Annotated in this window: 6 protein-coding genes and 1 pseudogene; 3 read left to right on the top strand and 4 right to left on the bottom strand. The window is 67.8% G+C overall.

Annotation, left to right across the window (positions count from 1 at the left end):
* Positions 1-398: 398 nt before the first annotated feature.
* From A9975_RS28325 to A9975_RS28315, 3 genes are all read right to left on the bottom strand, one after another.
* Entirely contained in the window at positions 399-1,373 is a 975-nt protein-coding gene (locus A9975_RS28325; protein ID WP_183035641.1) for a tripartite tricarboxylate transporter substrate binding protein, read from the bottom strand.
* A gap of 74 nt (positions 1,374-1,447) precedes the next feature.
* A complete protein-coding gene (locus A9975_RS28320; RefSeq protein WP_183035640.1) occupies positions 1,448-2,146 on the bottom strand; it encodes an RraA family protein in 699 nt (232 codons plus the stop codon).
* Between the two features lie 41 nt (positions 2,147-2,187).
* A complete protein-coding gene (locus tag A9975_RS28315) occupies positions 2,188-3,183 on the bottom strand; it encodes a hydroxyacid dehydrogenase (RefSeq protein ID WP_183035639.1) in 996 nt (331 codons plus the stop codon).
* A 144-nt stretch (positions 3,184-3,327) separates the two neighbouring features.
* Here A9975_RS28315 and A9975_RS28310 point away from each other — a divergent pair, with 144 nt between their 5' ends.
* The 3 genes and pseudogenes from A9975_RS28310 (at position 3,328) to A9975_RS28305 (ending at position 5,286) form a co-directional block, all read left to right on the top strand.
* The gene (locus A9975_RS28310; protein ID WP_183035638.1) at positions 3,328-4,230 is read left to right on the top strand and encodes a LysR family transcriptional regulator; all 903 of its coding nucleotides are present in this window, start codon (positions 3,328-3,330) and stop codon (positions 4,228-4,230) included.
* Between the two features lie 12 nt (positions 4,231-4,242).
* Positions 4,243-4,407: pseudogene (locus A9975_RS38295) on the top strand (porin); the annotation flags it as partial.
* Between the two features lie 96 nt (positions 4,408-4,503).
* Positions 4,504-5,286, top strand: a complete 783-nt coding sequence (locus A9975_RS28305) for a GntR family transcriptional regulator (protein ID WP_220810926.1) — start codon at positions 4,504-4,506, stop codon at positions 5,284-5,286.
* A gap of 32 nt (positions 5,287-5,318) precedes the next feature.
* On the opposite strand, the gene A9975_RS28300 is transcribed toward A9975_RS28305, so the two are convergent.
* Complete coding sequence (locus tag A9975_RS28300; RefSeq protein WP_183035637.1) at positions 5,319-6,257, bottom strand: VOC family protein; 939 nt, start codon at positions 6,255-6,257, stop codon at positions 5,319-5,321.
* Positions 6,258-6,271 lie beyond the last annotated feature (14 nt).

Below are 6,271 nucleotides of genomic sequence, written 5' to 3'. Positions count from 1 at the left end.
GCGGCGACCTACTTTCTTGTCTTGCCAAGAAAGTAGGCAAAGAAGGCGCGCCGGATGGGGCGACTACCCCCTCGGGCTTCGACGAAAAGAGCGGCCGGGACCCAAACTCGCATCGCCTTAAGGCGATACTCAGACATGGGTCCCTCTTTTCCGCTCTTTTCGCCGAATCCCGAGGCGCCCCATACGGCCTTGGTACACCTTCACGGCTCGCTTCGCATCGCCGTGGGTGTTTCCCGCCCCTTCGGGCGGGAAACACGGCTACACCGAATCGCTGGTTTGGCGAGGTCGATTCTGCCCCCGCTGGTTTTCTCCCCTCTCCCACTTGTGGGAGAGGGGCCGGGGGAGAGGGCGGGCGCTTGCAGGAACTCGGCAGTTCACACACCGGCAGGTTGGGGTTGTCAGCTCAGCTTGATCTGCGCCTCGCGGATCAGCGCGCCCCATTTGGCGTGTTCGGCGCGGATGTGGGCGGCAAATTGCGGCGAGGTCTGGGGTGTGGGCACGCTGCCTTCCTGCGCCAGCTTTTGCTGCACGTCCGGGCGCGCCAGCACCTTGATGGTCGCCGCGCTCAGGCGTGCGGTGACGTCGGCCGGCAGGCCGGCGGGGCCGACCAGGCCCAGCCAGGTGGCGGCTTCGAAACCGGCGAATCCTTGCTCGGCCACGGTTGGCACGGATGGCAGCGCGGAAAGGCGTTTGGCCGAGGTCACCGCCAGCGCGCGGATCTTGCCGGCGGATAGCTGTGGCATGACGGAGACGGCGTTGCCAAAGTAGGCGTCCACCTGCCCGCCGAGCAGGTCGGTCATGGCCGGGCCGGCGCCTTTGTACGGCACCTGCAGCACCCGCACGCGCGCGCGCCGCGCCAGCATCTCGCCGGCCAGGTGGCCCACGGTGCCGTTGCCGGCCTGCGCGATGCCCATGTCGCCGCTGCGCGCATTGGCTGCCTTGATGAAGTCGGCCAGCGTGCGCAGCGGGGAATCCTGGCGCACCACCAGTACCACGGGCTGTTCCGCCACGCCGGCAACGGGCGTGAAATCCTTCAACGGATCGAACGGCATCTTCGGGTACAGCGCGGGGTTGATCGCCAGGTTAGCGGCCTGGCCCATGCCGATGGTGTAGCCGTCCGGCGCGGACTTGGCTACCGCGTCCAGGCCGATGTTGCCGCCCGCGCCGGGCTTGTTGTCGATTACCAGCGTCCACTGGTCGGTCAGGGTCAGCTTCTCGGCGATCAGGCGCGAGGTGGTGTCGGTGCCCCCGCCCGGCGGGAAGGGCACGACGAAGCGGATCGGCTTTTGTGGCCACGGGCCTTGCGCGCGGGCAATGCCGGTGGCGACTAGCGTCATGGCGGCGCTGGCCTGGAGGAAATGGCGTCGTTGCATGTCTTGTCTCCTGTTTTTTCCCAGGTTTTTTCTAGGTTTTTTGTAGGTGCCCATGCGGGCTTGCCCTGGCGGATTCAGACCGGCAGTCCCTTGGCACGCAGCGTGGCATCGAAGCGCTCGGGGTCCGAGGTGCCGGCGGCGTTGTCGGCGCGGATCTTTGCTTCCTTCAGCAGGTGGGCACGGGTGCGCTGCAGGATGTCGGCAGCTTCGGCGGCCGGCACCGCGATCACGCCGTCCGCGTCGCCCACGATCAGGTCGCCCGGCATCACGGCCATGCCGGCGCATGACACCGGCACGTTGACCTCGCCGGGGCCGTCCTTGCTCGGGCCGCGGTGGGTGTGGCCGCGGGCGAAGATGGGCATGCCGTCTTCGGCCCACTCCAGCACGTCGCGCACGGCGCCATCGATCACCAGCCCGCCGAGTTGCTTGGCCACGCACGTGGTGCGCATCAGGCCGCCAACCAGCGCCTGCGTGATGTCGCCACCGCCGTCGATCACCAGCACATCGCCGGGGCGGACCATCATCAGCGCCTTGTGAATCATCAGGTTGTCGCCCGGGCGCACGCGCACGGTCACGGCCGGCCCGCACAGCACGGTGTCGGGGCGGCTGTGATACGGGCGCAGGCCGATGGTGCCGATGTTGCGGCTCATGGCATCCCCAATGGCGGCTACCGGCATCTCCCGGAAGGCCGCGACGACGTCTGTCGCGGGGCCGGCGGCGCAAGGGTTGATCCGGTAGCCCGCGGGCCATGCCTTGGTGGCTTCGTTGCTCATGTCAGCGTTCCTGGTGTCTTGCTGTTGTGTGGGGCGAGGTGTCACGCGCCGAGGGCGGCGAGCACCTGCGGATTGACGCAGGCGGTGGCGGGGGGCGGCCTGCCGTGCAGGAAGCCGAGCACGTTGCGCGCGGCATCGCTTGCCATCGCGGCCAGCGCCGCAGGCGTGGAGCCACCCACATGGGGTGTGAGCACCACGTTGTCCAGCGCGGCCAGCGGGTTGTGCGCGGGCAGGGGCTCGACGGCCATGGTGTCCAACCCGGCCGCGTAGAGCTGCCCGCTTTGCAGCGCGGCTACCAGCGCGGCCTCGTCCACCACCTCGCCGCGCGCGGTGTTGATCAGGATGGCGCCGCGCCGCATCCGCGCGAACTGCGGCGCGGCCAGCATGTTGCGGGTGTGCTGGTTCAGGGGCACATGCAGGCTCAGCACGTCGCTGGCCGCAAGCAGCGCGTCGAGGGAATCGGCGAGCGCCACGCCTGCGACAGGGCTGGCGCGCCCGGCCAGCGCCGGGTCGAACGCCACCACCGGCATGCCGAGCGCCAGGCAGACGGTGGCCACGCGCTGGGCGACCTGCCCGAAACCAACCAGCCCCAGCGTGCGGCCATGCAGCTCGATGCCGTCCTGCGCGCGCGACCACCGGCCGGCATGGAGCTCCCGGTCCATCCACGTCACGCGCCGCGCTGCCGCGAACATCAGGCCAAGCGTGAGCTCGGCGACCGACTGGGCGTTGGCGCCGGGCGTGACATAGACGGGAATGCCGCGCGCGGTGGCGGCTTGCACATCGATATTGCTGACGCCCACGCCGTGCTTGGAGATGACCTTCAGCGTGGGGCATGCCGCGATGGCGGCGCCGCTCAGCGCGACCGTGCGCGAGATGACGGCGTCGACGGGCTCGGCAGCGAGGGTGCGTGCGACCTCGCCAGCATCGTTGGCGCCGTTCGCGTCGGCAAGGTAGAGAATCCGCGCGCCCGCTGCTTCGAGCAGGCGGACGCCGGCCGGAGCCAGGCGAGGGGCGGTGACGAGTACGGTAGTTGGCATGGCGCTCAGGCTGATCACGGCGTTGGGCAAAGGCCCGGTGCGATGCCGAATTCTTGCGCGCTCAATAGTTTCCGTCCAGCTTATAATTTTTGGTGTCTGTTCAAGAAAAGTAATCAGTCAAGACTGCTCCGGCAGCATGCTCCCATGGACCTTCGCGATCTCAAGTACTTCCTTGCCGTGGCCAGCGCGGGCAACTTCCGCCGCGCGGCCGAGCTGGTGCACCGCAGCCAGCCCACGCTCACCAAGGCCATCGACAGGCTGGAGGCGTCGCTCGGCGCCGAGTTGTTCGAGCGCGAGGGCCGAGGGCAAAAGCTCAGCACGGCCGGCATCGCCCTGCGTGCGCGCGCCACTTCGCTGCTGCAGGAGGCCGACTTGCTGCGCGACGAGGTGGGCGCCATCGCGCGCGGCGTGGCCGGCACCGTGCGCCTTGGCAGCGGCCCGCTCGGTGCGGAATACCTGCTGCCGCGGATCTGCAGCATGCTGCTGGGGCAAGCCGCCAACGTGATGCTGCAACTCACCATCCGCAACAACTACGAGTTGCGCGACGAGTTGCGGGAGGGGCGGCTTGACCTGGTGCTGGGCTTCGTGCCCGAAGAGGAAGAGGAGTTTCACTGCGAGACGCTGCTCAAGGACACCGTGGTGGTGGCCGCGGTGACGGGCCATCCGATCCTCAAGACCCGGCGCGTCACGCTGGACAAGCTCGCCGGCTATCAGTGGGCGCTGCCCAACCGCGCGGTGGCCAGCCGGACCTGGCTGGACCATGCCTTCGAATCGCGCGACCTGCCCCGGCCCGTGGCGCAGATCGAGACCAATTCCATCCCGCTGATCCCGCGCGTGGTCGCCGACACCGAACTACTGACCTTTGTCTCGCGGCGCACCCTGCGCGCAAGCGGCGGTCAACTGGAGGAGGTGCCGCTGGCGGCGACCACGCTGGTGCGCAATTTTGGCGTGACCTATCGCAAGGATGTGGCGCTATCGCCGGCGGCCGGCCGGCTGATTGCCCTGCTGCACGACCATGGGAGCAGTTTGTTCAACAAGGTGGATTAGCTCGCTTGCCCCGCCACGAACGCCTTCTCCAGGCGGACCTCCGTCTACGGCACCGCCGGCTTTATCGACAACCGGGGCAACCTCGGCCTTTCCGTCAGTTCCGGCTCGCCGGGCAGCAATGCCGCACCGGGCGGCAACCAGCTCGGCGCCATGCTGGGGATAAAGCACATCTTCTGACCGAAGCCGCCATGCCCGCGCCTCATCGGGGCCACCCGGGTATGGGTGGCCCTTGAAAATAGATAAAATGCAGAATATCTATGAAACGGGGCTGACTTGGCTACCTCAACCAACGGGCACACCACCGCAACGCCAGACGTCGCCGAACCCGGCGCCACAGACATGGGCGGGCGCACGTGGGCGTCCATTCTCGAGCTCACGGTTCGGGAAGAGATCATCCAGGGCAAGCTGCCCGCCGGCAGCAAGCTGCGGCTCAAGGAACTCTCCGAGCGTTACCAGGCGGGCGTGATCCCCCTGCGCGAGGCGCTGTCGCGCCTGTGCGCCACGGGCTTCGTCGTTGCCATCGACCAGAAGGGCTTTCGCGTCGCCGAGTTGTCCGAAAGCGAACTGCTGGATATCACCAGGGTGCGCCAGCAGATCGAGACGCAGGCGCTGCGTGACGCCATCGCCTGCGCCAACGTGGAGTGGGAAGGCCAGCTCATCGCCGCGCATCACCGCCTCAAACGGATTCCGATGCTCCTGCCCGGCGAAGGCCGCCAGATGAACCCGGACTGGGAAGACGCCCATTCGGACTTTCATGCGGCGCTGGTTGCGGGATGCGAGTCGCCCTGGCTGCGCCGTTTCTCCGCCTTGCTCCGTGACCAGACCGCCAGGTATCGGCTGCTGTCGATGAACATCCCGAAGTCAGGCCGCAAGCGCGACGTCATGGCAGAGCACGAAGCCATCGTGGATGCGGCGGTGCGCGGAGATGCCGATACGGCATGCCGGCTGCTCCATGAACACTTCCAGGTGACGACGGATCTCGTCATGGCGCATCTGGCCGCGCAGAAGGCGGCGGGGGCGGGGAAGGCGAGGGTGAAGAAGGCGGCTGCGGTGTAGTGATGGCGTTCGCGCTACGGCTAGTGCTGCTTTTACTCAGCCTCGGTGTTATGGATAAAGTACGGCGGCACATCCGGCCCCCACTGGTACAGCGAGTCTTCCGGCGGGTAGTCGCCGGCCGGCCATGCGTGGCCGGCGGAGATGTAGTCGATGTCTGCCGAGTACTCGCAGAACGAGCCCCAGGGATCGCGCACGTAGTGGAAGAAGTTCGAGCCCAGCACATGGCGCCCGGTGCCCCAGCCTTCCTTGTAGCCAGCGACCGCCATCTGTCCCGCGCCCTGGCCGACTTCGTCGACGCTGGCGACATCCCATGCGGCATGGTGCCAGCCGCGCGCCGAGCTCTTTGCGAAGGCCAGCAGGTGATGGTCGCTGCCGTGCGGCGCGTGGGTGAAGGCGATGCCGTCGCCCGAGCGGTCGGACAGGCGCAGGCCTAGCGTGTCGTTGTAGAACGTCACGGCGCGGGATACGTCCGGCGTGAACAGCAGCACGTGCGACAGGCGCCGCGGGCGGACCTTGCCGACCCGGTTGCGGAAGGTCGCGCCGCGCATGTCCGCGAGGCCGTGGATGTTCTTCAGCGGGCTTTTCGCGCTGGGCGAGGTCTTGGGCCCGACCTTGACCTGGATCAGGTTGCCGTCGGCATCAACGAACCACAGCCCTTCGGCCGTGGCATGGGCGGCGTCGCTGGCAAACGCAACGTTGGCGGCGAGCAGCTTCCGGCGGATGCCTTCGAAATCCCCCGCGAAGCAGTTGAAGCTCAGGTAAGCCAGGGCCTTGCGCTCGCCGGGGAAGAACCGGGCCCAGACCCGTTCATCCTGGGCGAGCACTTCCAGCGTGTCGTCTTGCCTGACGACTGTCAGCCCGAATGCGCCGAGGAAGTGCTCCGCGACGCTCAGGTCCGGCACCGTCAGTGCGTAGTGGTCGAGCGAATGCACGGCGGGCTCGCGCTCGCGGGCCTCATTGTTTTCTTCCATTTGTCTCCTCCGCT

The organism is Cupriavidus sp. UME77, from assembly GCF_014170355.1.
In the GTDB taxonomy this organism is placed as follows: Bacteria; Pseudomonadota; Gammaproteobacteria; order Burkholderiales; family Burkholderiaceae; genus Cupriavidus; species Cupriavidus basilensis.
This window is presented reverse-complemented; position numbering and strand designations above follow the sequence as displayed.

What these genes read in the sequence shown, in the direction of transcription:
- A9975_RS28325 (WP_183035641.1), bottom strand. Translation starts at nt 1,373, where the DNA reads ATGCAACGACGCCATTTCCTCCAGGCCAGCGCCGCCATGACGCTAGTC.
- A9975_RS28320 (WP_183035640.1), bottom strand. Translation starts at nt 2,146, where the DNA reads ATGAGCAACGAAGCCACCAAGGCATGGCCCGCGGGCTACCGGATCAAC.
- A9975_RS28315 (WP_183035639.1), bottom strand. Translation starts at nt 3,183, where the DNA reads ATGCCAACTACCGTACTCGTCACCGCCCCTCGCCTGGCTCCGGCCGGC.
- A9975_RS28310 (WP_183035638.1), top strand. Translation starts at nt 3,328, where the DNA reads ATGGACCTTCGCGATCTCAAGTACTTCCTTGCCGTGGCCAGCGCGGGC.
- A9975_RS28300 (WP_183035637.1), bottom strand. Translation starts at nt 6,257, where the DNA reads ATGGAAGAAAACAATGAGGCCCGCGAGCGCGAGCCCGCCGTGCATTCG.